Annotated in this window: 30 protein-coding genes; 7 read left to right on the top strand and 23 right to left on the bottom strand. The window is 37.7% G+C overall.

All coding sequences use genetic code 11. The annotated features are described in order from the left end of the window. Positions 1 to 10: 10 nt before the first annotated feature. Both rpmF and BABA_RS15980 read right to left on the bottom strand, forming a co-directional pair. On the bottom strand, positions 11 to 184 hold the full coding sequence (rpmF, locus tag BABA_RS15985; RefSeq protein WP_007086250.1) for a 50S ribosomal protein L32: 174 nt from the start codon (positions 182 to 184) through the stop codon (positions 11 to 13). A gap of 83 nt (positions 185 to 267) precedes the next feature. Then, positions 268 to 792 carry a YceD family protein gene (locus BABA_RS15980; RefSeq protein ID WP_007086249.1) on the bottom strand — a complete coding sequence of 175 codons (525 nt, stop codon included), beginning with the start codon at positions 790 to 792 and terminating at the stop codon, positions 268 to 270. Positions 793 to 1,035: 243 nt separating this feature from the next. Here BABA_RS15980 and BABA_RS15975 point away from each other — a divergent pair, with 243 nt between their 5' ends. Further along, positions 1,036 to 2,250 (top strand): nucleotidyltransferase, encoded by a 1,215-nt coding sequence (locus tag BABA_RS15975; protein WP_007086248.1) that lies wholly within the window; start codon positions 1,036 to 1,038, stop codon positions 2,248 to 2,250. A gap of 29 nt (positions 2,251 to 2,279) precedes the next feature. Here BABA_RS15975 and BABA_RS15970 read toward each other — a convergent pair whose 3' ends face one another. Beyond that, the gene (locus BABA_RS15970) at positions 2,280 to 3,299 is read right to left on the bottom strand and encodes a SepM family pheromone-processing serine protease (RefSeq protein ID WP_007086247.1); all 1,020 of its coding nucleotides are present in this window, start codon (positions 3,297 to 3,299) and stop codon (positions 2,280 to 2,282) included. 2 nt (positions 3,300 to 3,301) lie between these two features. After that, complete coding sequence (locus tag BABA_RS15965; protein ID WP_007086246.1) at positions 3,302 to 4,087, bottom strand: patatin-like phospholipase family protein; 786 nt, start codon at positions 4,085 to 4,087, stop codon at positions 3,302 to 3,304. A gap of 195 nt (positions 4,088 to 4,282) precedes the next feature. Here BABA_RS15965 and ylbJ point away from each other — a divergent pair, with 195 nt between their 5' ends. Further along, positions 4,283 to 5,500 carry a sporulation integral membrane protein YlbJ gene (ylbJ, locus tag BABA_RS15960; RefSeq protein WP_007086245.1) on the top strand — a complete coding sequence of 406 codons (1,218 nt, stop codon included), beginning with the start codon at positions 4,283 to 4,285 and terminating at the stop codon, positions 5,498 to 5,500. A 17-nt stretch (positions 5,501 to 5,517) separates the two neighbouring features. Here ylbJ and coaD read toward each other — a convergent pair whose 3' ends face one another. The 7 genes from coaD to BABA_RS15925 form a co-directional block, all read right to left on the bottom strand. Continuing rightward, a complete protein-coding gene (gene coaD, locus BABA_RS15955) occupies positions 5,518 to 6,000 on the bottom strand; it encodes a pantetheine-phosphate adenylyltransferase (RefSeq protein ID WP_007086244.1) in 483 nt (160 codons plus the stop codon). A gap of 11 nt (positions 6,001 to 6,011) precedes the next feature. Beyond that, positions 6,012 to 6,572, bottom strand: a complete 561-nt coding sequence (gene rsmD / locus BABA_RS15950; protein ID WP_007086243.1) for a 16S rRNA (guanine(966)-N(2))-methyltransferase RsmD — start codon at positions 6,570 to 6,572, stop codon at positions 6,012 to 6,014. A 417-nt stretch (positions 6,573 to 6,989) separates the two neighbouring features. Beyond that, positions 6,990 to 7,265: a YlbG family protein gene (locus tag BABA_RS15945; protein ID WP_007086242.1), complete on the bottom strand. Its 276-nt coding sequence runs from the start codon at positions 7,263 to 7,265 to the stop codon at positions 6,990 to 6,992. A 115-nt stretch (positions 7,266 to 7,380) separates the two neighbouring features. Next, the gene (locus BABA_RS15940; protein WP_007086241.1) at positions 7,381 to 7,818 is read right to left on the bottom strand and encodes a YlbF/YmcA family competence regulator; all 438 of its coding nucleotides are present in this window, start codon (positions 7,816 to 7,818) and stop codon (positions 7,381 to 7,383) included. A 58-nt stretch (positions 7,819 to 7,876) separates the two neighbouring features. Beyond that, a complete protein-coding gene (locus BABA_RS15935) occupies positions 7,877 to 8,326 on the bottom strand; it encodes a hypothetical protein (RefSeq protein ID WP_007086240.1) in 450 nt (149 codons plus the stop codon). A 104-nt stretch (positions 8,327 to 8,430) separates the two neighbouring features. Beyond that, positions 8,431 to 8,670 carry a YlbE-like family protein gene (locus BABA_RS15930; RefSeq protein ID WP_007086239.1) on the bottom strand — a complete coding sequence of 80 codons (240 nt, stop codon included), beginning with the start codon at positions 8,668 to 8,670 and terminating at the stop codon, positions 8,431 to 8,433. Positions 8,671 to 8,689: 19 nt separating this feature from the next. Further along, positions 8,690 to 9,094, bottom strand: a complete 405-nt coding sequence (locus BABA_RS15925) for a YlbD family protein (protein WP_007086238.1) — start codon at positions 9,092 to 9,094, stop codon at positions 8,690 to 8,692. Positions 9,095 to 9,224: 130 nt separating this feature from the next. Here BABA_RS15925 and BABA_RS15920 point away from each other — a divergent pair, with 130 nt between their 5' ends. Together BABA_RS15920 and BABA_RS15915 are read left to right on the top strand one after the other, a co-directional pair. Then, positions 9,225 to 9,707 carry a PaaI family thioesterase gene (locus tag BABA_RS15920; RefSeq protein ID WP_007086237.1) on the top strand — a complete coding sequence of 161 codons (483 nt, stop codon included), beginning with the start codon at positions 9,225 to 9,227 and terminating at the stop codon, positions 9,705 to 9,707. 16 nt (positions 9,708 to 9,723) lie between these two features. After that, on the top strand, positions 9,724 to 10,098 hold the full coding sequence (locus BABA_RS15915; protein WP_007086236.1) for a hypothetical protein: 375 nt from the start codon (positions 9,724 to 9,726) through the stop codon (positions 10,096 to 10,098). Between the two features lie 29 nt (positions 10,099 to 10,127). Here the strand turns inward: BABA_RS15915 and BABA_RS15910 are convergent, their stop codons facing one another. Both BABA_RS15910 and BABA_RS15905 read right to left on the bottom strand, forming a co-directional pair. Continuing rightward, complete coding sequence (locus BABA_RS15910; protein WP_235749713.1) at positions 10,128 to 11,081, bottom strand: CAP domain-containing protein; 954 nt, start codon at positions 11,079 to 11,081, stop codon at positions 10,128 to 10,130. Positions 11,082 to 11,371: 290 nt separating this feature from the next. Then, the gene (locus tag BABA_RS15905) at positions 11,372 to 11,806 is read right to left on the bottom strand and encodes a CBS domain-containing protein (RefSeq protein ID WP_007086234.1); all 435 of its coding nucleotides are present in this window, start codon (positions 11,804 to 11,806) and stop codon (positions 11,372 to 11,374) included. A gap of 185 nt (positions 11,807 to 11,991) precedes the next feature. On the opposite strand from BABA_RS15905, the gene BABA_RS15900 reads away from it, so the two are divergent. Then, positions 11,992 to 12,351: a YugN family protein gene (locus BABA_RS15900; protein ID WP_007086233.1), complete on the top strand. Its 360-nt coding sequence runs from the start codon at positions 11,992 to 11,994 to the stop codon at positions 12,349 to 12,351. A 54-nt stretch (positions 12,352 to 12,405) separates the two neighbouring features. On the opposite strand, the gene BABA_RS15895 is transcribed toward BABA_RS15900, so the two are convergent. From BABA_RS15895 to cyoE, 7 genes are all read right to left on the bottom strand, one after another. Beyond that, a complete protein-coding gene (locus tag BABA_RS15895; protein ID WP_007086232.1) occupies positions 12,406 to 12,870 on the bottom strand; it encodes a DUF420 domain-containing protein in 465 nt (154 codons plus the stop codon). A 105-nt stretch (positions 12,871 to 12,975) separates the two neighbouring features. Further along, complete coding sequence (ctaG, locus tag BABA_RS15890; RefSeq protein WP_007086231.1) at positions 12,976 to 13,884, bottom strand: cytochrome c oxidase assembly factor CtaG; 909 nt, start codon at positions 13,882 to 13,884, stop codon at positions 12,976 to 12,978. Positions 13,885 to 14,035: 151 nt separating this feature from the next. Then, positions 14,036 to 14,371, bottom strand: a complete 336-nt coding sequence (gene ctaF / locus BABA_RS15885; RefSeq protein WP_007086230.1) for a cytochrome c oxidase subunit IVB — start codon at positions 14,369 to 14,371, stop codon at positions 14,036 to 14,038. Between the two features lies 1 nt (position 14,372). After that, entirely contained in the window at positions 14,373 to 15,002 is a 630-nt protein-coding gene (locus BABA_RS15880) for a cytochrome (ubi)quinol oxidase subunit III (RefSeq protein WP_007086229.1), read from the bottom strand. Then, positions 15,002 to 16,867 carry a cytochrome c oxidase subunit I gene (gene ctaD / locus BABA_RS15875; protein ID WP_007086228.1) on the bottom strand — a complete coding sequence of 622 codons (1,866 nt, stop codon included), beginning with the start codon at positions 16,865 to 16,867 and terminating at the stop codon, positions 15,002 to 15,004. Before ctaD ends, BABA_RS15880 begins: the two co-directional genes overlap by 1 nt. Before the next feature lie 29 nt (positions 16,868 to 16,896). Then, the gene (gene coxB / locus BABA_RS15870) at positions 16,897 to 17,958 is read right to left on the bottom strand and encodes a cytochrome c oxidase subunit II (RefSeq protein ID WP_007086227.1); all 1,062 of its coding nucleotides are present in this window, start codon (positions 17,956 to 17,958) and stop codon (positions 16,897 to 16,899) included. 114 nt (positions 17,959 to 18,072) lie between these two features. Continuing rightward, positions 18,073 to 19,011 (bottom strand): heme o synthase, encoded by a 939-nt coding sequence (cyoE, locus tag BABA_RS15865; protein ID WP_007086226.1) that lies wholly within the window; start codon positions 19,009 to 19,011, stop codon positions 18,073 to 18,075. 636 nt (positions 19,012 to 19,647) lie between these two features. On the opposite strand from cyoE, the gene BABA_RS15860 reads away from it, so the two are divergent. Then, positions 19,648 to 20,556: a COX15/CtaA family protein gene (locus BABA_RS15860; RefSeq protein ID WP_007086225.1), complete on the top strand. Its 909-nt coding sequence runs from the start codon at positions 19,648 to 19,650 to the stop codon at positions 20,554 to 20,556. A gap of 34 nt (positions 20,557 to 20,590) precedes the next feature. Here BABA_RS15860 and pyc read toward each other — a convergent pair whose 3' ends face one another. From pyc to BABA_RS15845, 3 genes are all read right to left on the bottom strand, one after another. Beyond that, positions 20,591 to 24,034, bottom strand: coding sequence for a pyruvate carboxylase (gene pyc, locus BABA_RS15855; protein ID WP_007086224.1), 3,444 nt, complete (start codon positions 24,032 to 24,034; stop codon positions 20,591 to 20,593). A 67-nt stretch (positions 24,035 to 24,101) separates the two neighbouring features. Further along, positions 24,102 to 25,310 carry an FtsW/RodA/SpoVE family cell cycle protein gene (locus BABA_RS15850; protein ID WP_007086223.1) on the bottom strand — a complete coding sequence of 403 codons (1,209 nt, stop codon included), beginning with the start codon at positions 25,308 to 25,310 and terminating at the stop codon, positions 24,102 to 24,104. A gap of 176 nt (positions 25,311 to 25,486) precedes the next feature. Next, on the bottom strand, positions 25,487 to 25,768 hold the full coding sequence (locus tag BABA_RS15845) for an Fpa/YlaN family protein (protein ID WP_007086222.1): 282 nt from the start codon (positions 25,766 to 25,768) through the stop codon (positions 25,487 to 25,489). 171 nt (positions 25,769 to 25,939) lie between these two features. On the opposite strand from BABA_RS15845, the gene BABA_RS15840 reads away from it, so the two are divergent. Then, positions 25,940 to 26,437, top strand: a complete 498-nt coding sequence (locus BABA_RS15840) for a molybdopterin-binding protein (protein ID WP_007086221.1) — start codon at positions 25,940 to 25,942, stop codon at positions 26,435 to 26,437. Positions 26,438 to 26,565: the final 128 nt, after the last annotated feature.

The raw sequence follows: 26,565 nt of genomic DNA, 5'->3' as shown, positions 1-26,565 counted from the left end.
TTAACGGAAATTAGTCGTTCACAACTTCTTTTCCTTTGTATGTTCCGCAAGCTTTACATACGCGGTGAGCAAGTTTCATTTCACCACAGTTAGGGCAAGCTACCATACCAGGTACGTTTAGTTTAAAATGAGTACGACGCTTTCTTTTTGCAGTTTTAGAAGTTCTTCTAAAAGGTACAGCCATTCTTCCCACCTCCTTAAAGAATATTAAGAAAGTAATGAAGACCAGGAGTTCTGGTTCTTCACTTAGCTTCTTAGGTTTGCCGATTATGATTCGGAAGAATTGTTTTTGTCAAAAAACTTTGCAAGCCCTGCCAGGCGCGGGTCAATCTTTTTCGATGAACCTTCTTCATGAAGGACTTCCCAATCCTTGCCGGACTGCGGAGCAGCATCTTCAGACTCTACATCCTCGCAAAACACTTGCATTGGAATCTCAAGTAAAAGGATCTCTTTAATGATTGGCATTATATCAATCACATCTCCATTTACCTGGTAAGCTTCCTCTCCACTTTCATAAACTGAACCTTGTAAGAGGAAAGTTTCAGTTGTTTCGACATTAATTGGAAGTTTTACATCCACTAAAGTACGAGAACAAGGAAGGATTAAATGACCTTCGATTTTTAAATGGAATGTCACTTTTGCTGAGTCGATATCTCCCCGACCAGTGATATGCATCGGCGAAACCTCGCGAACGGTCGTATCAATTTGTTTGATCTCATCCACACGAGTTGTCTCATCAATTAAAAATTCCTTGTTTCGATATTTTTGTAATTGACTTAATGTCCATTTCAATTGAATCACCCCAAGGCAACAAAGGTAATTATAGCCTTCGATAAAATTTTTGTCAATGTTTTTTCTTTACACCCCGTCAGGTGTTTTTACAGTAACTAGAATTACATAAAAGAGTTTTTCCTTTATAGTGTATCCAGATACGTCCAAGACAAACATCTTCAACATCTTATCACAATATTTGATTGGTTTCCTTAGAAATTTGCTATAATGTTAAAAAAGTAATAATTCAAAGGGAGATTGTAAATGAATGCAGTTGGCGTTATTGTCGAATATAACCCTTTTCACAACGGACATGCCTTCCATTTAAAAGCTTCAAAGGAAGCCGCAAATGCTGATGTTGTTATCGCTGTCATGAGCGGGAATTTTTTGCAGCGAGGGGAACCGGCACTTGTTTCCAAATGGTACCGTACGAAAATGGCGTTACTGAATGGTGTTGACCTGGTCTTTGAACTTCCATACCGCTTCGCCGTGCAAAAGGCAGAAACCTTTGCAAATGGAGCCGTGTCAATTCTAGATGCCGCCTGCTGCGAATCGGTCTGTTTCGGAAGTGAGAGCGGAAATATCTCTGATTTTTATCAAACGATCAATTTTTTACGGGAGCATAAACAACCATTTGAGGGAAATATCCATCAATTTATAGATACAGGGGTCAGTTATCCAAAGGCCGTATCCCTCGCTTTTAAACAATTGGCAAACTCAGAAAAATATTTGGATTTGGCGAAGCCGAACAACATTCTTGGACTTGAATACATAAAAGCGGTTAACGAACAAAAAAGCAGAATCCAGCCGTTGACGGTACCACGAAAAAATGCTGATTACCATGATGAACATTTTTCCTCCGAAACAATTGCAAGTGCAACGAGTATCCGTAAAGCCATTTTCTCTAAACTAGATGGCAAAACGGAAATTGACCAATATGTACCTGAACCAACCAAACAATTGTTAAAGGACTATCTTCACCACTATCTTGTTTTCCATCAATGGGAAAATTATTGGAGCTACCTGCAATTCCGGCTTCTCCATACGACCCCGGACGACCTTAGAGAAATCTATGAAATGGAGGAGGGTCTTGAAAACAGGTTACTAGCAGCGGCATTAGAGGCAGCGAGCTTTCAGGAATTTATGCGGAAGGTAAAAACGAAACGATATACTTGGACGAGACTACAGCGTTTGTGCGTTCATATTCTAACAAATACCCCAAAAAAAGAAATGAACAATCAACTAGGTACCGCCTCCTATTTAAGACTATTAGGGATGACCAGCAAAGGAAGAGAATATTTGAACAAGAATAAAAAGAATTTCAGTCTTCCTCTTGTTTCTAAACTTTCTTCTTTTAAGGATAATGAAATCCTCCTTGATGTTAGGGCTTCACGTGTGTATTCTCTTGGTGTCCCTAATCAGCTGAAAAATGAAATGATTAAGCAGGAATTTACACAACCGCCTATCTATATTAAGTAGAAAAGATGATGCGATATGCATCATCTTTTCTACTTTTCAGGCAGTTTTTCTAAATATTTCACTGCTTCATCAAATGTGTCGATTGGAACAATTTTCATTTTAGTGTGAATATCGCGAGCCGTTTTTATCGCATCCTTGTAGTTTGATTTTTTTGCCCCTTTTTCATTTGGAGCTAAGAAAATTTCCGCTCCCGCCTTGTCAGCCGCGACAATCTTTTGTTCAATCCCACCAATAGGCCCGACATTTCCTTTCTCGTCAATCGTTCCTGTACCAGCTATCTGGTATCCTCTCGTTAAGTCTTCACTTGTTAACTGGTTATAAATTTCTAAGGAAAACATTAATCCAGCGGATGGTCCGCCAATTTCATCCGTTTTTACCTTTACCTTAGGCTTAACCAATATTTCTTTATCGTCCACAAGTGAAATTCCTATTCCTATTTTAGTAGGATCCTCTTTAAATGACTGCAGACTTAAGCTGACTATGTCTGTTTTTTTATTTCTAGAGTACGTTAGCGTGACCTCATCCCCGGTCCGTTTTTGGCCAACATATTCAATAAATTTTTCCGAAGAAGGAAACTGATGCCCATCTATTTTATAAATTCGATCACCTGCCTGAAGTTTTCCTTCGGCGGGCATACCCGGTACCACCTGTACGACATAAATGCCTTTATATTTATAATTTACGGGTAATCCTGCTTTACGGTAGGCAACCTCAATCGCATTTAGTTTCGAACCGGCCATCAGGTGCAATTGTCTGGCATTATACTCTTCCTCTGTTTCTTTTTTATATAAAATCATTTCCAATGGATAAATTTCTTCATATTTTCGCAGTTTTGCTTCTAAATAGGAATAAATATTGGCTCTGCCCATTCTAACAGTTGTCAACATAAAATTCCCTTCATCCTTGTTGCCGTCCTCAACCGAAATGATAGGTGCTAGTTCTTTAGCCATGCCCGGTTTGGATACATAGTATGGCAGAGAATAATACATTCCGCCTATAAGAATAAGTGCTATTAATAGTAAAGATCCTATATAAATTTTTTTACGCATACCTAGTGCTCACCCTTCCACTGTTCAATAACGGTTTCAATTTGTAGTAAATGTTTTTTTGTCTCTTCTCTTCCGGCTTTGATGATTTCTTCATGATGTGTGAAGGCTCGTGAGCTATACATTTCAACAGGGGGTCGAATCATCACATCAGCGGAGGTTTCCCGATTGTTGATGATCTCCGTATGCATAATATCAATGCTCTGCATAATAACATCGTAAATGGTGGTTATTTCAGCATTCCGTTTCACTCGTGACACATCCACTGCAATGACAATATCCGCCCCCATTTCTTTGGCAACCGAAATAGGAACACGGTCAGCTACCCCGCCATCCACTAAAATTCTTCCATTATATTTTTCCGGCACAAAAATACCGGGAATGGAGATACTTGCTCGTACCGCTTCAGCAACAGGACCCTTTTGAAAAATGACCTTTTCGCCAGTCAATAAATCAGTTGCCACAATGCTGATGGGTAATGAAAGCTCTTCAATATTTTTTCCATGGGTAAAAACCCTTATAAACTCTTTGATTTTTTTTCCTGAGATTAACCCCATTTTAGGAACAGTAAAATCTAAAAAGTATTTTCTTTTAAAAGCGGTTGATAATTTATATAATCGATCCAAGTCAATTCCCGCCCCGTAGAAGCCTGCTACAAGTGCCCCCATACTGCTTCCTGCAATCAAATGAATCGGAATCCCTGCTTCTGTCAATGCCATAATGACACCTAAATGAGCAAACCCGCGTGCTCCACCTGAACCAAGTGCCAGGCCTATTTTAGGGTGCTCCATAACGCTTGACCTCCTAAAAATTACTGAATAGAAATCTCGTTCAATCTTATGGTCTAAAATAACGTTCTATGAGTATATTTGAGTTATATGAGGACAAGGGTTAGTTGATTTACACCCTGAGAATAATCTCTATTTTAGCACTGAAGCTATTGATTTGCACAGTTTGAGTAATCCGCCCTGGAAGGAGGTCTATCATTGTTTCGGTCAAAATTAAAAACGATTTTACTTTCTGTTTCTGTCACTATTTTAGCAGCTTCACTTATTTCCTTTCCACAAGAATCAGTTGAAGCCTCGATCCGTGGCCTTAATATGTGGTGGAAAATTGTCTTCCCTTCACTTCTTCCTTTTTTTATTGTCTCAGAAATGATGATTGGTTTTGGAGTGGTCAAGTTCATTGGCGTTTTGCTAGAACCCTTCATGAGACCACTTTTTAAAGTTCCCGGTGTGGGCGGGTTTGTATTGGCAATGGGAATGGCCTCTGGATTTCCAGCGGGTGCTAAGTTTACTGCAAGATTACGCCAAGAGGGGCAATTAACGCAAATAGAAGCAGAAAGGCTCGTTTCTTTTACGAATTCCTCGAATCCTTTATTTATCTTCGGGGCTGTATCCGTAGGATTCTTTCATAACCCCAATTTAGGAATTCTCCTTGCATTAGCTCATTATTTTGGGAATATTTCCGTAGGGATTATTATGCGTTTTTATGGAAATGAATCTCCTGACAAAATGGCTGAAAAAAGGAAAGGATTTAAAATAAAAGCTGCTTTATCAACCTTGCATCAAACTAGATTAAAAGATAATCGCCCCATCGGGAAACTTTTAGGTGATGCTGTCAATTCTTCGATTCAAACCCTGTTAATGGTTGGTGGATTTATTATCATATTTTCAGTGCTTAATAAACTTCTTTATCACTTACATATAACGGCAGCACTTGGAAAGTTCATGGAAATTGTCCTGACATTTTTATCATTTCCGGAAAAGTTAAGCATTCCACTTATATCGGGACTATTTGAAATTACGCTGGGAAGTGACCTGACCAGCCATGTTGGAGCAGCAACACTTCTTCAACAGGCAGTGATTGTCAGTTTTATTTTAGCTTTTAGCGGATTTAGTGTCCAAGCACAAGTTGCCAGTATCCTTGCACAAACAGATATTAGATTTAAGCCTTTTTTTATCGCAAGAATAATTCACGGTATTCTCGCCAGCTTTTTTGCAATCCTTCTGTGGAAACCAATTTATGTACATTTTAATAATATAGAACAGCCCACAAACGCCTTGCCAGTTGGCTGGTTCTTCGAAGAAGGTTCATGGACAAACAATTTTTACCATAAAATGATGGAGATTGGGCCACTCATAACCATCTGTTCATTGTTTCTTTATATCCTTATATTGATTACGAGGTTAAAAAAGAGCTAGGCAAATGCCCAGCTCTTTTACCGTTTAAATTTTTTGTGCAGTTCTTTTTCAACAATTGGCGGGACAAGTGATGAAATATCCCCATTATACTTAGCTACTTCTTTGACAATGCTGGAGCTTAAGAAGGAATACTGATTGTTTGTCATAATAAAAAAGGTTTCAATATCTTCATTCAGCACCCTGTTCATCGAGGTAATTTGCATTTCGTACTCAAAGTCCGAAACCGCCCGCAAGCCACGTATAATCGCATTTGCATTGACCTCTTTAGCGTAATCAACCAGTAATCCAGAATGTTCATCAACCTTTACATTTGGAAGATCTTTTGTTACCTCTTTAATAAGATTAATTCGCTCCTCAACACTAAATAACGGATTTTTTGCTGAATTGTTCATAACACTTACATAGACCATATCAAATACCTTTGCACCTCTTCTAATGATATCTAAATGGCCATATGTAATTGGATCAAAACTCCCCGGACAAACAGCTATTCTAACCAACTTAACTCCCCCTACTTTTCACTGTCTCTTGAATAAATTGTTATCGCAATCATTCCATACGCTTCATGTTTAATTTCTGTAAATCGTCCAACCGTTTGTGGCAGTTCAATATCAAAGCTGTGCTCACAAACAACAATACCACTTTTCTTTACTAAGTTTTGCTGATCCATCTTTTCCATTAAATGAACAAGCTGTTGTTTTTTATAAGGCGGATCCAAAAATATATAATCAAAACAAATATCCCTTTTTATAAGTGCTTTTAAGGCTCTATCTGCATCATTACGAAAAACTTCGGAATTCTCCTCAAATTTGCAGGCTTTAATATTTTCATGAATCACTTGGATGGCCTTTGACTCTCGGTCAACAAATATAACCTTCTCTAATCCTCTGCTTAGAGCCTCCAAGCCTAACCCTCCGCTGCCGGCAAATAAATCCAACCCTATCCCCCCATCAAAATAAGGGCCAATCATGTTAAATAAGGCTTCCTTCACTTTATCTGTCGTCGGACGAGTCGTATTTCCTGGAACTGCTTTAAGAGGTCTCCCCTTGCATATACCTGATACTACTCTCATAGACCTATCACCACATTTTTTCAAAAATCAATTTTCTTAATACATCCTATCATAATTTATAAAAAGTAGACAATCCGTTCCGGAATTTCTTTTAATAATGATAAGTATTTAGCAAAAATCCTTCCGAATGGAAAAATTATTGAAAAGACGTATAACCTTTTGCGTTGTGGAAATAATGTAAGTAACAACATCAATTCGAGGATGTTGTTGCCAACCGCGGAGAAGACTTACGTTTCCCCATAAGTTCTTCCTCCGGTTTCTCCTCTCCCTTTGCCTTCTATCCTTTTTTTAGGATGTAGAAGGACCCTGCAGAATTTTCTGCAGGGTTTTTTTTATTTGTCCAGCTCCAGTGCCCTAGCGCTTTTCTTATTACCAAATTAATATTAAAAGGCGAGGGTTCCGAAATCCCCCGCCATTTTAAATACCCATTTTATAGTCATATTCTTTTGCTTTATCTGGAGCCGAATTTTCATACTCCATTCTTAAAAATGGCTTATATGAAGGTTCTACTTTCTTAACAAATGAAAAAGATTTTAACTTCTCCATTATTCCCTCAATCTCATCTTGATTACAATACAAGACGACATATTTCAGCTTTTTCGACACAAAATGAACATTTCCGAATCGCCTTAACATCTTAGCTTGTTTTAAAGAATATAGCCAAACAACTAATCCCTGTCTCTGAACAAACATACTTTTTTCCCCTTCAGCAAAACCATCATTTTACATAAGTCTAGCACATTAAATCAATCTTTTTCAATTCAAACTTAATAATAAAAAAAATCAGCTGAAAATAAGCTGATTTTTATCATCCGCACCCACAGCTGCCACCGGTGCCACAGCCACTACCATGACCATTATCAAAAAATGGGTTCCCACTAGGTACCTTAATATGTTCTGAAACCGAATTTCCGACGAGCCTGCTGATTTGATCCAAAAGATCCTGCAATTCATTTTCAGCGACTTTAAACTCGGCAACGAATGGATCTAAATCCATTTCCCTTTTATACTCACGAATTTGCATCATGACCTTTTTATAATCCGGATGGTATTTCCCAAAGCGTTGAACCTCTTCATAAAGTTCCTTTAGGCCGACAAATTGCTTAATCTTACGCTGTGTCTCTTTGTTATGTTGCATTTTATATAAACAAATTTGGTATTGTTCCGCTATGTCAGACTCTAATACCATCTTAGCTAAACTCTCGGCATTTTCTAATAACTCAATTCTCTCAATAGTAGCAAGCACTGCGCCCACCTCCAATGCCATTTTACCATGAAAGCAAAAAGAAAGCGAAAAATTCCATCTATCTATGGATATTTACCATAAATTCTTTTGTTAATCCATATGGCTCATTAGTAAGCTTTACCACTTCTAGCTTTATTTTATGTCCGCCTGGACGAAGATCCTTAATAATAAACGCTGCTGAAGTCACCTCTGTATTCCTTTTCCCATCAACCCAAACAATCATTTTTCCAATCTTTTGCTTGGAATGGTCGGATTCCCGGAAGCTAACTCCATTAACAATGCATTCAACTAAAACTTGGTTTCCATTTGTCTTGTGCTGAACAAATAGTGAAGGAATTTCCCTTAAATTTTGATTATAAACAGGGACGATATCGGCTTGTAAATGACTTGACTGATCAATAGCTATGATTTTCGGTTTTGTTTCAGGTTTTGGCAAATCTTTTTGGCATCCAGAAACACTCCCCGTAAACAGGAATAGTAGAATATAAAATGGTATGATCCTCTTCAACCTTATCACTCCTTATGTAGGTATTGTTCGCCTCCTTTTATTTTTTTAGTCTTTTTCCTTAAAAGCAAAAAAAAGAGCCACATATTTTTTTATGTGGCCGTTTGTTAAGTTTGTGTCTTCATTGCTTGAAACATAGCATACATCATGGAGGCCATTTGGACACTATTAGAAAACTTTTCAACCTGATCAGGAATTGTCTTTTTATAATAATGTAATGATGCAACTTCAAGCGACTGTAAATCATAGGGATTTCTTGATAGTTTTCGATACCAATGTGGCTGCTCCCGTACAAATTGCTTTAAATCCTTCTGTCGTCCTAAATAATCTAGTACATCTCTTCGCATTTTTTACTATTCCCTTCCATTAGTCTTTTCGAAATCCAAAAGGATTTTTTGGCCCCTCGGGCGGCTTGATCGATCCGGCAGCAGCATTACCGCCTTGAAATTGTGAAATAACACCCTGGATTGCGCCTAAAGCCTGACTTAAGTTATTAATATGATTTTGCATTTGATTTGGATCCATCTTTTTGACCATCCCCATAATATTGGACATCCAATCTCCTTTGGATTCATTACTTGTTTCAGGCTCAGTGGCCTTTTCTGTACCAATAGTTTCCCAACGTTGATCCTCTTCTCCTAATAGGTACCAATCCTCATACAGCTCTTGCCAGGTCGCCTTCCCATCCCGAACCTCTTTGATGATTTTCGGATTATTCTTTACAAATTCTTTAAATTTGAGCACGGAAGGGTGCAATTTTTTTTGCGTCATGTTTCTCACCTCTGCCCATATTAATCGCCAATAATACAATATGTATCAAAAGATGAAATGTGAAATGATTTATTATTAAGCTTCTAAGTGGTAAGATGTCAAAAGAAAACGTAATGAAAGGGGTAGAAGTATGAAAGACGAATTGCGTCTATTATTAGAATCATGTCTCGAAACTGGGTCAGAAACAGACCTGCAGGCTATTACCACCCTATTAGAAGGTGTCCAAAGAAAGATTAAACGTAACAGGAATACCTTTATTGATGGCCTTCTACATATGGAAAGAAGTTTTGACCAAAATTCCTGCGAAATTACGATTCCGATTAATCCAATTATTAATAATGACCTTGATATTGTCCACGGTGGAATCACCGCTACGCTTCTTGATTCAGCTATGGGTGTCATGGCTTACCAACAGCTTCCAGAAGAATTTGCTGCAGTAACCAATCAGCTTAATATCCATTATATTGCACCGGGAATTGGTGACTCACTCCGCTGTAAAGCTGAAATCATCCATCATGGCAGTAAAACTATGGTGATATCCGGGGAAGTATACCGTAATGATGGGAAAAAAATCGCTTATGCAACCGGAACCTTTTTTATCATAAAAAAATAAGGGGCGTTTAATCAAAATGGTTACCGCCATCGTGATTCCAATCATTTGTCTATATTTTTATTGGCTGACAAGAAAAGAGATGAAAGAACAGGATGTGAAATGGCTAAATGCAGGGGATGTCCGGCATGAGGCTGTCATAATAGGAGAAGTAAAAAGTATCATGGAAGAGCGGCAGCGCTTTTATTACCATCGTTACATTTTTGTACAGACCCTTAAACTGCAAACCGCATCAAAATTATCCACAGCAAAAATGATCACTCCTATAAAGAAAAACATAAAAACAGATTCTTTCACCATTGGTGATGTTATTCGTGTATATGGAAGCTGGGAAGGCAGCACATTTTTGTTTAGTTATTATGAAAGACAAAATGGCCAGGGAGCTGAACAATGAAAAAAGGTGACTGTTTACGTCACCTTTTTTCATTGTTCCACTTTTTGAATAAAATTTTGAGTATAATATTTTTGATAGACCCCAACACCAAGATGGGAATAATCCTTATTTAATAATTTATCTCTGTGACCTTTACTATTGAGCCAGCCCTCTACTACTGCCGGGGCATCCGAATATTTTGCGGCAATATTTTCCCCGGCCGACACGTAGGCTACTTTTGCTGCCTTTAATCGATTGGTCAAATCACCGAATTTTTTGGAGGTATGGGAAAAGTCGTCATTTTCTGCCATATCTCTGCTATGCCCAAAGGCCGCATCAGCAATTACCTCATCCCAAATTAACGGTTTTAATTTATTCCTTACCCGTAATACATTCGTGATATCAAATATCTCCTGTGCCATCCCATCTTCTATGAGCTTCCACGCCTCTTCACTCGGGCCTTCCACCTGAGGTAATTCGCCGCTATAAACAAGTTCATATGGACGTTGTTTAATAAGAGTTTCAGCGTTTAGAAAGCGCACACTTGATAAATTGCCTGTAATCCTGTCAATGTAGAGTTGGACATACAGATCCCCTAATTTTACCATTGGCCGAAGATTTAAATCATTATCATTCAGTTCAAATCGGTAGGAATTTCCATTCACTTCAAGATTTATATTGGTATCAAAATATTGTGTATTAAAAATTTCCTCAACTGGCTGTCCGATTTCAAAAGGAGCAACATCAAGTGTTTCTCCAATTGCAAAAATGGTCACTACCTGATTATTTTCGACCCCAACCTGTAAATAACGGTTATAATTCTGCTTATATATATACCATTGATACCCATACAAAGATTCATCAATCCTTGTAGGAGCCCCGAATTCCTTTTCCAGGACAGAAACGTCTTGTCCAATCAATAATGCTACCCCTTCTTTTGGTTTTTCTAAAGATGTTTTATTACCTTCTTGATTATTAAGCCCTTGAGGCAATGATTGTTTCATTTTCAAGGTAGGATCCTCTTTAATCAATACATTATCATCATTTTTTTCATTTATGCTAACATAAAAACCAATGGTTAAAAAAACGACTGAGAGTATTAAAATTCTACTAAGAGTCCGCAGAGGCATTCACCCTCTCTATTCCTTTTTCTATCATTTTATGTATGGGTAAATTAATTATATCACCAATATCCCGATTAGTAATAATCATTAACAAAAATGTCTGATAATAAATAAAACAGGTACTCTATGCACCTGTTTTTCGTTAAATTTTACTTTTCAAAAAAATAAATTTAGTATTGTACACCATTATAGTTTTGCTCAGAGATTTCTGTCAGCGCTTCTTTTGCTTGATCGTCAGTTAAATCGCGAATTGCAAAATCTCCGAGTGAAACAATTCCTATTAACTTTCCATTCTCCTCTACTGGCAACCGCCGGATTTGATGCTCTGCCATCAACTTTGCTGCATCCCTGCTAGAAGTATCTGGAGTAACCGTTACGAGAGTTTTACTCATAATATCTTCTACTTTTGTTGAACCGGGATGTTTTTCAGCAACTCCTCTGATGACAATATCTCTATCTGTTATCATACCGACAAGTTTTTCCTCGTCAACAATGGGAATGGCACCAACATTTAATTCCTTCATTTTTACTGCAACCTCAAACAAATTATCTAATAATGTGCAGCATTCCACATTATCTGTCATAATCTCACGAATTTCTTCCATGTCATACTCCTCCAATTATATATTTCTGTTAACAATACTATGGTTATCAAACCGTGAATGTTTTATTCGGCTGAACTATCCATTGCAAGTTGAAACATTTTCAACTATTATTAAAATGAACTATAATTGCTATAATACCAATATAGGGAAAATGGGTAAGGCAATCGTTTTAGGAGGGCTAGTTAATGAAATTTGAGAATACGGGAATTGAGAAGTTAAAAGCGGAATTAAACCGTTTAGACGAAGTCATGCATGAACATGGTTTGGTTCGTGCAGGACAATGGGATTACGAACGCGTTACATACGACCGCAAGTTTGAATTAAAAGAAGGTGTATATTACCTTCGTGTTCAGGGCTATGCGCTTGAAGGGGACGTCGATACGTTCAAAGCAACGATTCAATTAATGACACCATTTTTAGGAAAACATTATTATCCACACGGGGTTGAATATGGAGAAGGTGAGAACTTCCCAGCCTCACTCGTTAACCAATGCAAAAAGATTCTCGAAACTGTTAAAGAGGAAGTAAGTAAATTTGCAGTATAATTAAGAATAAAAATGAGGGAGCATGGTTAACAAACCATGCTCCCTCATTTTTATTTAAAAACCAAGAATCGCTTTGATCATCGAGGTCGTTTCACCGCCATGATAAAAAACATATAACAATAGGTAGACAGCGACACCCGTAATCGCTGAGAAAAACCAAATGATACTCGTGACAGGTCCAAGCTTACGATGAATGGAAAGCTTATTCTTAAACCCGGTCAAGATGGAAACCACCCCAAATACAGCCCCAATGGTCGCCAGCGTAATATGAAAAACTAAAAATATCGTGTAATAAATCTTAATCTCTTTCGGTCCGCCAAAAGCAGTGTTTCCTATAAAAATCGTTCGTGAGGCATAAATAATAAAAAAGAGAAGTGCAAAAACCCCGGCAATAAACATGGTCTTTTTGTGAGCCTCAATTTTCCTTTGTTTTATTTGCCACCATCCAATCGCAACGGTAATGGCGCTTAACAAGATAAAGGTGGTGCTGATTGTTGGTAAAATCGGTAACGAATTCATATATTTCCTCACTTTTTACATATTCTACCCTCATTTTAGTTTAGTTCCCTATCCATTTCAAATAATACAGAGGTTTTCAAAAAAAACCCCCAATTGAATGGGAGTTTATTCAACAAAATGTGGATTTAACATTTGGTTCTTCATTTCGCGTTCAGATTCTTCTTGATCTTTACGGTACCATTCAAAAAATACTTGGGCTAAAACAATAGCATAAATAATTTCCTGAATAATTTTCATGACTACCCCGCCAAGACGTTGATCATCAACAAGTGACAGAGAACTAAATAATTCTGGTCCACTCAGATTCAAATTTGAAAATACAGATGGCCCCACACATAAACTCATTACCTGCCCCCAAACTTTCGGATCGTGATAGGTTGCATAAAGGGAGGCATCTGAAAAAATAATCAAGGCACAAGCAGGTGTGATTAACATACTGTTTGCAAATAAATAAGCTACTTTTTTAATCCCGCTTAATGGTTGATATTCAGGAAGCGGGCTGATTAATGACCACCACATAAAAACAGCCATTACAAATAATAGAATCGAGTATCCGCCATGGTAATATCTGTTTTGCATAACGTGATCAAAAATGATCGGGATGTGATAAAAGGAGAAAAAGCCGTTAAATAATAGAATCGCAATAACCGGTTTTGTAAAGAGCTTAAATATCGATTTGATTATTTTAACATCAAGAACACTTCTCCAAAGCCACTTAGGAATCGATAATATAAACAATGGAGGGATCAATAAGACTAAAATAACCATTGTTATCCCATGAATATAAAACATAAGATGACCCATTAAATCTAGTGGTGAACCTTTAATCGCATATAATAAAACAATAGCTGTCAAGAATAACATAGCTTGTTTCACTGCTAATGGTTCACTATCACGAAACTTTGATCTAAAGGGAATCGTAATGAGAAAATATCCAACAGTCAGCGCAAGCAAGATTAGCAAAAAGTACGGGCTCCAAAGGGCTTTAAATCCAAATATATCTAATGGTAGCACCTTGATATCACCTCAAGTATATAGTAAAAGAAGTATTTTCTTTATTATAACCATAGAAAATTTTTAGTGCAAAAAATAAAATTACCATAATGTTTACTATTTCTTTACCTAAAAAGAAAATCGGCATAAAGCCGATTTTCTTTTTTTTTCATTACCACCAAATAATGGTAACAAATGTCAATATCGTTAGTATAGCTACAAACACTCCAGAAAACAGAAACATTTGTGGAGCTTCATGGCCTTTATGGCTCATATGCATAAAGTAAAATAATTGAAAAACAACTTGAACTGCCGCTAATAGCAGTATAAATGGTACGGTAAACCATGAGGAAAATCCCTTGATTGCTACACAAGCAAACGCAATAAGCGTTAAGAAAATCATCAAGGCAAAGGAAATAATTTGATAGCGCATTTCCTCCGCACTTTTCTTGCGGCGATATTCAAGATCTACACTTGGATTACCTGAGTTTAATGGCTGATTTGTCATGTTATCCCACCATCCCCATTAAATAAACTACCGTAAAGATAAATACCCATACAACGTCGATAAAATGCCAGTAAAGACTGAAGACATAGAACTTTGGAGCATTGTAAAGGTCTAGACCTCGTTTAGAATTACGAATCATTAACGATAAAATCCAACATAACCCAAAGGCCACGTGCGCACCGTGGAATCCAACAAGCGTATAGAAGGCGGATCCAAATGCACTGCTTGTAAAGGTATGGTGAAATTCATGGACGTAATGTGTAAATTCATAAACCTCAAGCCCTAGGAATCCAGCACCTAATAAAACTGTCAAACCAAGCCAAACCATCATTTTCTTAAAGGCAAAGTTTTTCATATGGTACATCGCGTAAACACTTGTTAAGGAACTTGTTAATAACAACATCGTAGCAACAAATGTAAGCGGCAATTCATATAAATCCTTTGCCAAATGTTGACTCGTATCTGGCACCTTATCTTTTAAGGCAAGATAGGTGGCAAAGAGAGAGGCGAATAAAACTGTCTCTCCCCCTAAGAATAACCAAAAGCCTAAAAATTTATTTTTTGCTTCAAGGGTGGATTTCTCCGGTGCCGCAGGCCATGTTTCATACGTCATTTTATCTTCAACATGCATTATGCCTTAGCCCCCTTCTCTTCTTGTAATTCTTCTTTATGGATATGGAAACCGTGATCGTCCTTGATTGAGCGAACTAACATAGACCCAAATGTTACAAGTAAACCAAAAATCATAAGCGGTAATGCCCATGCAACCTTGTCAACATGATACATTGCACCGAAAGCAGCAATAAACAAACCAAGCGAAATCATGAATGGAATGAACGAAGCATTCGGCATGTGAATGTCACCAAGTGGTTCTGCAGGCGTCATGCCTTTTTTACCTTCCATTTTTTCCAACCAATAAGCATCCAATCCGCGAACAAGTGGAAGTTGTTTAAAGTTATAGAATGGCGGAGGTGATGGTATTGCCCATTCAAGTGTTCTTCCGTCGCCCCATGGATCATTTCCGACTTTAACATTTTTAACAGAAGTAACAATAATGTTAATAAGCAAGACAATGACACCAATAGACATAAATGCTGCACCAACAGAACTAATCATATTTGCCGTATCAAATCCTTGACCTGGCAGGTATGTGAAGACACGACGAGGCATGCCCCATAGACCTAAGAAATGCTGGATAAAGAATGTTAAATGGAATCCAATAAAGAAGAACCAGAATGTAACTTTACCTAATGTTTCATTCAACATTGTTCCAAACATTTTTGGCCACCATAAATGTACACCTGCAAGGATAGCTAATACTACTCCACCAACGATTACATAGTGGAAGTGTGCGACAACAAAATAAGTATCATGATACTGATAGTCAGCCGCAGCAGTAGCTACCATTACCCCAGTTACACCACCGCAAACAAATGATGGAATAAATCCAAATGCATAATACATTGGAGTCGTGAACTTAACACTGCCGCCCCACATCGTAAATAACCAGTTAAAAATCTTAATACCTGTAGGTACACCAATTGCCATTGTTGCAACAGCGAAAATCGCATTAGCAACAGGTCCTAAACCAGTTGTGAACATGTGGTGTGCCCAAACCATGAACCCTAAGAAACCAATCAACACGGTTGCGAAAACCATTGATGAATATCCGAATAAACGCTTTCTTGAAAAAATCGAAAAAATTTCCGAGAAAATACCAAAAGCCGGTAGGATTAAGATATAAACTTCAGGATGCCCGAAAATCCAGAAAAGATGCTCCCAAATAACAGTATTACCGCCCATTGTTACATCAAAGAAATTAGCACCAAACATACGGTCAAACATCATCAGTGTAAGACCAACTGTTAAAGGCGGGAATGCAAACAGAATCATTGCAGATGCAACGAATGTTGTCCATGTAAATAATGGCATTCTCATATATGTCATTCCTGGTGCACGCATGTTAATAATTGTAACGAGGAAGTTAATACCACCAATTAATGTACCAAGACCTGATATTTGAAGTCCTAATACATAAAAATCAACGCCGTGTCCTTTTGAGTGTAAGGCAAGTGATGCATAAGACGTCCAGCCTGAATCAGGAGCTCCCCCTAAAAACCATGATAGATTTAGAAAGATTCCCCCAAAGAAGAACAGCCAGAATCCCAATGCATTCAGAAATGGAAATGCAACGTCACGGGCACCAATTTGCAATGGCATAACCGCATTCATAAAACCAATAAGAAGCGGCATGGCGGCTAAGAAAATCATCGTTGTTCCGTGCATCGTAATAATTTCATTAAATGCACCTGCACTGACAAAATCATTATTTGGTACAGCAAGTTGGATCCGAATAAATACAGCCTCTAGTCCTCCGACTACGAAGAAAAATCCACCTGCAATCATATAGAGAATGGCAATCTTTTTATGGTCGACAGTTGTTAAAAAGTCCCATATTGTTGCGCCAAATCCCTTTTTTTGAGCAATGGTACTCACAATTTTACCTCCCTTTCAACCAATTCCCCTTATTCCTGAACCTTTAAGCCCATCAGATACTCCGCTAACGCATCAAGCTGGTCATCTGACATCTCTGGATACTTGCCAGTCATCGTATTACCTGGTTTATAGGTTTCAGGATTTTTGATCCAATTTTTTAATTCTTCTTTATTATGATCTAAAATACCTGCGACACGGGATCTTTCACCAAAATTGGAAAGGTTAGGTGCAAGACGTGCTGTCTCTGGCATTTTATTCGCAGGTGTAACAGCATGACAGCCGATACAGCTTTGATTAAAAATATCTTGTCCTTTTACTGCTAAATCTGTTTGCGCTTTTTGTGGCTCTTTTACATCCTGCATCGCAGATACCCATGTATCAAACTTATCACGGCTTATAGCTTTTACCTTAAAGTCCATCAAAGCGTGTGATGGCCCGCAAAGCTCAGCACATTTTCCGTAAAAAAGATTTCCGGCTTCATTTGCACGTTTATCATCAAATTCCAACCAGAATTTATTGATGTTATCAGTGTTGGTATCTAGTTTCCCACCAACAGCTGGGATCCAGAATGAGTGTTTTACATCTAAAGATTTTAGGTTGAAATAAACCTTCTCATCTGTAGGAACGACTAATTCCTGACTCGTCACAATCTTTTGTCCGGGATATTCAAAGTCCCACCAATATAAATGTGATCTAACATTAATAACAAGAGCTTTAGAGTCTTTCTTATCCATCTCTTTAACATCAGCAAGCTTAAATGTTGCGGAAACAGTTGGAACCGCCAAAATTAGTAGTAAAAGAATAGGAATCGCAGTCCATAATATTTCTAATGTATGACTTCCTTCTACTTGCTTAGGAATTTTGTCATCTTTCCTTCTAAAACGGAAAAATATAATAACAAAAATGAGCATTACTACAATGATTACTCCCACCATGACGTAGGTGCTTAACTTCATTAAATCATATTGCATGTCGGCAACTTCACCGGCTGGTCGGAGTGCAGAAACATATCTTTCACCGCTGCATCCGGAAAGTATAAGCGCTAAGATCGCAAATAACGATGTCAGACGCCATTTCGCAAGCCTTTTCATAGCTTAATCAAACCCCTCTTTCACTAATGAATTCTAAAAAAATTTGTTTGGTCGAAGAAGTATGTAAGACGACCCTTTCCTTTCTTTTAAAATCGGAAAGAATCGTTGACAAAACTAAATGAGTGTAACGATAACCATTGCTACAAAAATAATAGTTAAATATTGCAAAGAATAAACAAACATTAGCTTTGCCCACTTAATATCATCTTTGACCCTATATCCATAAATCCCTAATGCCAGCCAACCAATATTTAACGCAGTCGCTAGAATTAGAAATGGGATTCCTAATTTGGTAAGAAAAAATGGGATGGGCAAGAGCAGCGCTACCCATGTTAAAATATGAATTTTGGTTGTTTTGAAGCCCTTCACTACAGGGAGCATCGGAACACCAGCTGCTTTGTATTCTTTTACTCTCCTCATTGCGAGTGCATAAAAATGTGGAGGCTGCCAAACAAACATAAGAACAAATAATGCCCACGCCATGATGTCAAGATTCGCATCAACTGCAGCCCAGCCAATTAACGGTGGAACCGCACCTGAAATACTTCCAATGATTGTATTTGAAACCAATTGACGCTTTGACCACAGCGTATAGAGGAAAACATAACTAAAAACTCCAAGCAGTCCAATTACTGTTGCAGTCATGGTTGTAAAGAATAAACACAGTGTTCCCAGTCCAATTAGTAAAATACCTAAACCAAGAACTTTAGCGGGTACTATTTTTCCTGTAACGGTAGGTCTTGTTTTCGTTCTTTCCATCAAATGATCGATATCACGATCTACATAATTATTGACGGCACATGACCCTGCAATGATCAGGGAAGAACCTGCCACAGTAAAAAATATAATATCTAAATTACCTAGAAAGCTTTGACCTGAAAAATGGAGCGCAAGCCAAAGTCCTGTAAATGTGGTAATCAAATTGGAATTCACAATCCCAATCTTGATTAGGGCCATGAAGTCTTTCCAAGCCGAGGTCTTTTCCAATGTTGTATGTAGGCTTGCAGCGCCATTTTCGATGGCAGCATCTCCATAAGCCTTTGTGTTGGACATATATTTCTCCTCCTAATCCTTACTTACAAATATTAACCAAACGAGGGGATATAAATACAAAAATTATTTTTATAAGTCGCTATTATTTATTTTGTCCGAAAATCATTATGTAAAAATCGAATTCTAAAAAAAGTAGTGATTTTTAAAACACTTTCTCTGTATATTAAATCACACTTTCCGGTATTTTTGTGAATTTTTTTTGAATAATTTTTGACTAAATTGTGACAGAGTTAATTTTTTTTTTCAAAACTAGTACAATTATCAATAATTACTCTTTTCATACATATCAATTCATATTATATTCTTGAAAAGTCTAGAGTAATTAACCTAAATTAAATTAATTTTTATTACTTTTAAAAAATAATCATTCTAAATAAAACACCTATATATATATTTCTAACAGACTCAAACTTAAGTTTCAACTGTTTTCACTATAATAATAGTGAAAAATATTTATTATTCATTAGTTGTTTTTGTTTATTAAAAGTAATCTAAAAATCTATGCTTAAAACCTGTTCTTTTTCTTTTTTTTTCGTTATGATAGGTAGGGACTTTTAAATCTAGTTACTTTTCATTCATTATACTGTCAGGTTTATCCTATGACAAATTATTGAACTTTTTTAAGAGGTGAATTTTTTGCGACGTTCTTTGAAGTGGTTGGCTGTTGCAACTACAATCGGAATGATATTTATTTTAATTGGCGGGGCATTAGTGACAAAGACTGGTTCCGGAATGGGCTGTGGCAGATCCTGGCCCTTATGCCATGGTAAATTTCTTCCTTCGGAAATAACTCCTGAATTAATCATTGAACTTGCCCATCGGCTTGTCTCCGGTGTAGGCGGGATTATGGTTCTCGCTCTTTCAGTTTGGTCTTGGAAGGCGATTGGTCATATTCGGGAAACCAAATTTCTTTCCTTGCTTTCTTTTTTCTTTTTACTATTACAAGCATTGATTGGAGCTGCTGCCGTAAAATGGGGGCAATCAAGTTTTGTCCTTGCCTTACATTTTGGTATTTCTCTCGTTTCTTTTGCAGCTGTCTTATTACTGACACTGCTAATTTTTGAAATTGATAAAAAATTTGATGCTGATAAGGTCTACATTGATAAGCGGATGGGCTTCCACATCCTTGGTGTATCCATCTATAGCTACCTTGTAATTTATACAGGTGCATTAGTACGGCATATGAAAGCAAGCCTCGTTTGCCGCGATTGGCCACTATGTTTAAATGATGCGCCTTCATTGCCGTCTAACATTTATGAATGGGTGCAAATGGGACACCGGGCTGCTGCAGGACTTATCTTTATCTGGATTACCTATATTTTTTATTTGGCCGTTCGCCATTACAAGGATCAAAAGGTACTATATTATGGGTGGATGATCTCCTTCATCCTTGTGTCATTACAGGTGATAGCGGGTGCGTTCATTATTTTTAGCAGATTAAACTTATATATTGCACTGCTTCATGCCTTCTTTATTACATGCTTGTTTGGTGTATTAAGTTATTTTCTGTTGTTATATTCTCGTTCAAAAAGAAAACATAACTAAAAAGCTGCCGGTGAAATTCTCCCGGCAGCTTTTTTTATGCTTTAGTTAATTCAAGTAAAAGATCACCTGTTAGGATTGCATCACCGCTCTTCAAATAAATATCCTTTACAATACCTGAAAAAGGAGCCTGAACCGTCGTTTCCATTTTCATCGCTTCTGTAATCATTAAATGGTCACCACGTTCAACCTTTTCCCCTTTTTGGACGACAACTTTTATGACTGTTCCTGGCATTGAAGCTGATAGATGTTCTTCGTTTTTCGGATCCGCTTTTAATCTTGAAATCACGGTGGATTTGATACTTTCATCCTTGATCACGACTTCCCGCGGCTGTCCATTTAGTTCAAAATAGACTACTCTCGTGCCATCAGCCTGAGGCTGTCCAATAGATACAAGTTTAACAATCAGTGTTTTACCTGTTTCAATTTCGATTTCAATTTCTTCACCCAGTCTCATCCCGTAAAGGAATGTTGGGGTATCGAGCATAGAAATTTTCCCATAAAGTTCTATCGTTTTTCTATATTCCATAAATACCTTTGGATACAATGCATAGGAAATGATCTCATGTGTTGTCACTTGTCTGCCAAGCTCGTCAAAAAGTTCTGACTGGAGCTTGCTAAAATCCACTTGCTCAAGCAGTTCACCAGGTCTTACTTCTAAAGGCTTCTTCCCTTTTAAAATGACCTTTTGGAGCTCCTCGGGAAATCCTCCATATGGCTGCCCAAGGTATCCCTCGAATAATTCCACAACAGAGTCAGGAAAATCAAGCGTATGTCCCTTTAATAATACGTCATCCTCTGTTAACTCATTTTGAACCATAAATAATGCCATATCCCCGACAACCTTTGATGAAGGTGTCACTTTGACAAGATCACCGAACAGGTTATTCACTCGGGCATACATTTCTTTTACTTCTTCCCATTGCTCTCCAAGGCCAACTGCCTTAGCCTGTTGCTGCAGATTACTATATTGTCCGCCAGGCATTTCATGCTGATAAATTTCAGAATGTGGTGACATCATCCCACTCTCAAAGTCCTGATAATATTTGCGGACATCTTCCCAGTAATACGATAATTTCTCAAGTGCCTCAATATTTACTTTTGGTCTTCGATCAGTACCTTGTAGCGCGTAATATAATGAATTTGCACTCGGCTGGGACGTTAACCCCGCCATTGTACTTAAGGCAGTATCAACAATGTCAACCCCTCCATCAATTGCACGAGCATAAGTAAAGATTCCATTTCCACTTGTATCGTGTGTGTGGAGATGAATTGGGATCTCGATTGCTTCTTTTAATTCGGACACTAAACGGTAGGCTGCCTCAGGTTTCAATAAGCCTGCCATATCCTTGATTCCTAAAATATGGGCACCCTGCTGCTCAAGCTCTTTAGCAAGATTTTTATAATATTCAAGATTATATTTCGCTCTTGTTGGGTCTAAAATATCGCCAGTATAACAAATCGAAGCTTCTGCTATTTTTCCGGTCTGACGAACTGCGTCAATCGCCACTTCCATACCTTTTACCCAGTTTAAGCTGTCAAAAATCCGGAAAACATCAATTCCCGCAGCTGCTGATTGGTTAACAAACTCTCGAATTAAATTATCCGGATAGTTTTTATAGCCTACGGCATTGGCTCCGCGGATGAGCATCTGGAACAGAACATTGGGAATATTTTCACGCAGTGTTAATAATCGATCCCATGGATCTTCTTTTAAAAACCGATAAGCAACATCAAACGTTGCTCCGCCCCACATTTCAAACGAAAATAAATCAGGTAGTAGTTTGGCAGTTGGTTCTGCAATATGCATGATATCTGTTGTCCGCATCCTCGTCGCTAACAATGATTGATGTGCATCCCGAAAGGTTGTATCCGTTAATAAAACCTGTTTTTGATCCTTTACCCATTGAACAAGTCCATCCGCTCCGTACTTATCCAAGATTTGCTTGGTTCCGTCTTGCAAAGGTAAGTCAAATTTTACGGTTGGTATTCTTGGCTTGACGAAAACAGGCCTTTTCTTTTTCTCAATACCTGGAAACCCATTAACTATTACCGTTCCAATGTAATTTAGCATCTTTGTTCCTCGGTCTTTGCTTACCGGAAAAATGAATAATTCAGGTGTCGTATCAATAAAAGAGGTATCATATTCCCCATTCCGAAACTTCTCATGCTTGACTACATTCTCTAAAAACGGAATATTGGTTTTAATTCCTCTTATTCTAAATTCTTGTAAATTACGAACCATTTTTGATGCAGCTTGTTCAAAAGTCAAAGCCCATGTAGAAAGTTTAACAAGCAACGAGTCATAATATGGGGTAATCACAGCCCCTTGAAACCCATTTCCCGCATCAAGACGAACCCCAAATCCCCCTCCAGAACGGTAAGCCATAATTTTACCTGTGTCAGGCATGAATTGATTTAGTGGATCTTCTGTGGTGACCCGTGATTGAATAGCAAATCCATTAAGCTGTATTTTATCCTGTGCCGGTATGTTAATGATTGGTCCGTGTAACTCATGGCCCTCCGAAACTAATATTTGTGTTTGGACGATATCAATACCTGTGACTAATTCCGTCACCGTATGTTCAACTTGAATACGAGGGTTTACTTCAATAAAATAAAATTCATTTCCTGCAACAAGAAACTCAACAGTCCCTGCGTTTAAATAATCGACATTTTTCATTAATTTTACAGCAGCATCACAAATGCGCTTACGTAGGTCATCCGAGATGGATACACTTGGGGCAACTTCAACTACTTTTTGATGACGTCTTTGAACGGAACAATCACGGTCAAAAAGATGTACGATATTCCCGTGACTGTCTCCAATGATTTGAACCTCAATGTGCTTAGGTTTTTCAATTAACTTTTCAAGATAGACTTCATCATTACCGAACGCCGCTTTTGCTTCTGATTTTGCCCGGTCGAAGGCCTCCCGAACCTCTTGCCGAGTTTTGACAATTCTCATCCCACGGCCGCCGCCGCCAAGCGAGGCTTTAATAATGATCGGGAATCCGTGAACATTTGCAAACTCTTCCACTTCCATTACATTATCAACGGGTCCATTACTTCCAGGTATAACTGGAATATTGGCAAGCTCTGCTTGTCTTCTCGCTTTTACCTTATCTCCAAACATGTCCAAGTGTTCGGACGTTGGGCCGATAAAAATAATTCCCTCTTCTTCACAACGTTTGGCAAAATGAATGTTTTCGGACATAAAGCCATAGCCGGGATGGATCGCATTCACACCGCTCTTTTTGGCGATGGCAATGATACCGTCTATATCCAAATAGGCATCAATTGGTTTTTTTCCTTCCCCAACTATGTAGGCCTCATCCGCTTTATAGCGATGGTAGGATCCTGAATCCTCTTTCGAATAAATTGCAACAGTGCGAATATTCAGTTCAGTACAAGCGCGGAAAACCCTTATTGCAATCTCTCCCCGATTAGCAACCAATACTTTATTTATCTGTCTTGTCACTCTTAAAGCACCTTCTATTCTATGTATTTTTAAAAACGCAAGGGATTACTTGTCCCCAGCGTTTTCATTACATGTAATAAACTTTTCCATCTTTGGTTTTTGGCTTTTTACCAATTTCTTCTTGTTTGTTTTTATATTTCTTTTCATACTTCACAAACATTGACACATTCAAAAGAATTCCAGCCGCTGCAGCAAGCATTAACAAAGATGAACCTCCATAGCTAATAAATGGCAGTGTTACACCTGTAAGAGGGATAACCCCTGATACACCGCCTAAATTGATAAAAGATTGAATACCAATCATACTGGATATCCCTATGGCTAGCAGGCTTCCAAATGGATCCTTACATTGAATACCAATATAAATTCCTCTTAAAACTAAATAAGCCAATAAAATAATGACGAATCCTACTCCCCAAATCCCTAATTCTTCGGCGACAATAGCCATAATGAAGTCAGTGTGTGCTTCAGGTAAGTAGCCAAGCTTTTGAATGCTTTTCCCTAGGCCAAGTCCATTGATGCCCCCTGATCCAATAGCTATGTAAGAATTCGCCAGATGAAACCCGCTTTTGTTTACAATATCTTCTGCAAATGGATTATTTAATACCGTAAATCGACTCAGTCGTTTTTCAGAAAAGATTTTATCCTTTGCAACAAAAACAAGTGGAAGAAGGATGATCAGTGCCATAATCACTAATTTTGAAATACTTTTAAAGCTCATTCCGGATGCAAATATAATCGTAACCGCAATTGCCGCAATAATAAAAGCTGTGCCATAATCCGGCTGTAAGATGATTAACCCGCAAACGATAAAAAGCAAAACTAGTGGAGGAAGAATCCCTTTATTAAATTGATTAATGTAATTCTGCTTTTTTGCATAGACTGCAGCTAAATAGATAATAATAGTTAGCTTTACAAACTCAGAAGGCTGAAATTTAAACGGACCAATTTGATACCAGCTTTGAGCACCGCCGGCAACATGTCCAAAAACATCCAACCCCAAAAGCCCCAAAATAGACAGGCAAACCATTGGTGCTAGAAACCATTTGGTAAATTGCATTATTTTATAAGGAATAATGGCACAAACCATAAATACGAATAAAGCGGCTATCAAAAACAATTTTTGTCTTTGATAATAGAAATCACTTGGCTTATTATAATATTGAACAGTCCAGGCCATGCTTGCGCTATAAATCATAACTAATCCAAAAGCACACAAAAGGATTATGGTTATGAACAAGGTATAATCGTATGATTTCAGTATTTTTTTAACCATGTAAGACGTCCTCATTTTCAAAATTGATATATACACTCTATTATAATAGAAAATGAATGATATGACTTGATGAAAAGTTCATTTGTTATAATAATTTAATAAAGAAGATTCTGAAACTTATTTAACTTAATAAAAAACCCAAACAATTACGGTGAATTGTTTGAGTTTTTAAGTCATCATTTTTTCAAGGATGCATCGTGAAGTGCCGATAATTCTTTCTCTAATTGAGCTAGAATCGCTTTACCATCCTTACCATCTATTAAGCCTAATCGAACAGCAAAGTCTATTTCCCTAGATAATCCAAACATTTGTGTATCCAATACCTCTTCATAAAGAGGGCATTGAGGCATCGTGAGATTGTCCATTTGCACTTTGATAAGCTTTAATATTTTATCAGCATCAGCCTGTAATAATGCTAAGGCTTTTTCCTGGTGATTCACGATCATTTCAGACGCCACCATTGATCCCCCCGTTTCAGAGCGATAATTCAACTTATCTATAAATTTTACCGTTTACAAGTTAAAATTGCAAGAACAATGAAGGATTTTGCAAAACATATGTTACATCTATGACATTCCACACAAAAAAAGCTATACTTAATCTTGGTAGAACTTGAGGGGGCATGGATAATGGAAACAATTATGAGTATATCGGGAAATGTGAAATATCCTATTACGCTTGATCCAGGCGTCTGGATTTTTGATGACCGCCGGATTGATTTAACGACTTATTTTATAAAGGAAAAAGCAAATTCTGATTCTGTTGAGGCATATACGAAAGCAGTTTCAAAGCATTGGGATCGTGAAATCATGGAAGGGGCAGTCGTTCCTCCTACCTTAAAAACAGAGAAGAAATTTGAAAAAGAAAAAGTTTTAACGGGTACCTTCGGAATCCCTTTAAAACCGTTCTTGTTAAATGCCGAACCGGCTAGTGAAGCAAAAACCCTGGTAGTTCATACAACAAAAGGCGAATCTGAGTTTTCACTTGAAAAAGCATATGAGTTCATTTTAGCATTTTCAAAAAATGGACAACCATTATCTTCAGATGGGCCAGTTCACATTCTTTATCCTGATGGATCAAATCAGGATAACCCAATAAAAAATGTAACCGGATTTACATTGAAATAAACGGGTGCCTTTTGGCACCCGTTTAAAAAGTTATAAAAATGGACTTTGAGAATTGTCCAGCTCCAGGCGCCATCGGCTAGTGTACTTCGCTCTTCTCCCTACGATAAGTCAATATCGGTTCGCTTCGC

It is taken from the genome of Neobacillus bataviensis LMG 21833 (assembly GCF_000307875.1).
Lineage (GTDB): Bacteria > Bacillota > Bacilli > Bacillales > Cytobacillaceae > Neobacillus > Neobacillus bataviensis.
Note: the sequence above shows the minus strand (reverse complement) of the source record. Positions and strands in the feature narration are given on the sequence as shown.